The following is a 1,806-nucleotide window of genomic DNA, read 5'->3' on the forward strand; positions in this document are numbered from 1 at the left end:
AAATGGCAAACACGCGTTTTAACATCACGGGCTCAAGCTTGGAACCAATCCAGGCACCCACAGGTGCCAGCAACACGGTGAGCGGCACAATCAATAAAAATCCTGGCAAATTCACCATACCGATCATGCCTTGCGGTGCGTCGGCCGGAGTCTCGGCAAGTAACATCGCCGCCGCGCCGGGAATGGAAATTAATAAACCAAAGCAGGATGCAGTGCCCACCGCGCGATGCGGCGGATAATTGCACGCATTCAGCAAAGGTACGCCGATAGTTCCGCCACCAACGCCCATCATCACTGAAAAAAATCCGGTGGTGCCCGCCATTAGCCCCTGCCCCGCCATGCCCGGCAATTGTTGCGCGATAGGCGCAGCTTTTGCGCGGAATAACATATTCGCAGCGACGAGTAATGCGACCACACCAAACACGGCACTGGTCACTTCGCCTTTTACTTTTAATGCTAAAGCGCTGCCAGCAATTACGCCGACAACCATAAATGGCCACCAGCGCTTGAGCAGTGCCCAATCCACATTGCCGCGTTTGTGATGTGCGCGCACAGAAGAAATACTGGTGGGCACTATCACTAACAGTGAAGTCGCAGTTGCAACCAACATGGCCGTCGCTGCGCTAATACCAAAGTGCTGTAACACAAAAAATAATACCGGCACGATTACAATGCCGCCGCCCACGCCGAGCAAACCGGCGAGGATTCCCGCAAAGGCGCCGGTCAGCACCATCGCGATCATGGTAGGCAACCACTGGCTTAAAAAATCATTCATTACGCGCGCTCCGTCATTACGGATGCGATGCCTGCGCCGTCGCTACGCGGATCGCTCGCGGCAATGGCTCTGCCATCGCCAAAACTCACAACAGCTCCAGCATGCCCCATGATTTCGCTGCGAGCGGGAACCGCTTTAATTGCGTGATCGCGCGCGCGCAAATTATTTCCAAGTAGATCAACCAAATCCTGCTCCATTTTTAAATCGTGATTGTTATCGCCCCAAGTGCGACCGAGCAGCCAGCGGCCGCGATTGATCGCCTCATCGAGCGAGCGCGCATCGTACAGATAGCGGCTCAATAATGCTGCTTGTGTTTGCGGTTGGCCTTCACCGCCCATGGTGCCGTAACTGATACGGCGGCCATCGTTCAAGAGTGCAAATGCCGGGTTGAGGGTGTGAAAGGGTTTGTAGCCGGGCGCGAGCGCATTGCGATGATTGCGCTCCAAACTAAAACCCACACCGCGATTATTCCACACCAATCCGGTGCCAGGGATCACTACGCCCGAACCGAATTCCCAATAAATACTTTGGATAAAACTGACCATAGTGCCGGTGCTATCTACGCAGCCCATCCACACGGTATCGCCCGGTTCGGCAATTTGCGGCCAAGGCAAGGCGCGCTCGGTGATAACCGCAGCTAGTTGGTCGATATGCTCATCGTTCAACAAATCATCCCAGCGCTCGCTCAACCGGCGCGGGTCGGCGACTTCGCGGTCGCGCACAATAAACGCGAGCTTGGTAGCTTCAATCAAACCGTGAACGCGCGCAGCCTCATCCCATTCGGGTTTAAACAGGCGGTCATAAATCGCCAAAATCAGGAGCGAGGCAACGCCTTGCGTCGGCGCAGGCAAATTAAAGCACTGGCCAAAACGGGTTTGCACCGAGAGGGGTTTTACCTCTTGTGCACGGTAATTTTGCAAATCCGACAGCCGCAACGGGCTGCCGAGTTGTTCAAGTTGTGTGGCGATGTATTCTGCAAATTCGCCGCTGTAAGCAGATTCCAATCCGTGATTCACCAACCAGGTCAGCGT

2 protein-coding genes are annotated in these 1,806 nt (G+C 54.8%); both read right to left on the minus strand.

All coding sequences use genetic code 11. The annotated features are described in order from the left end of the window. Positions 1-775, minus strand: a 775-nt coding sequence (locus tag ACWA6V_RS21180; RefSeq protein ID WP_449524338.1) for a sulfite exporter TauE/SafE family protein, incomplete at its 3' end; no start/stop codon positions are given. Beyond that, positions 775-1,806: gamma-glutamyltransferase family protein (locus ACWA6V_RS21185; protein WP_449524339.1), on the minus strand; the 1,032-nt coding region annotated here is incomplete at its 5' end. The genes ACWA6V_RS21185 and ACWA6V_RS21180, both read right to left, overlap by 1 nt.

The sequence above is a fragment of the Cellvibrio sp. genome (assembly GCF_053579595.1).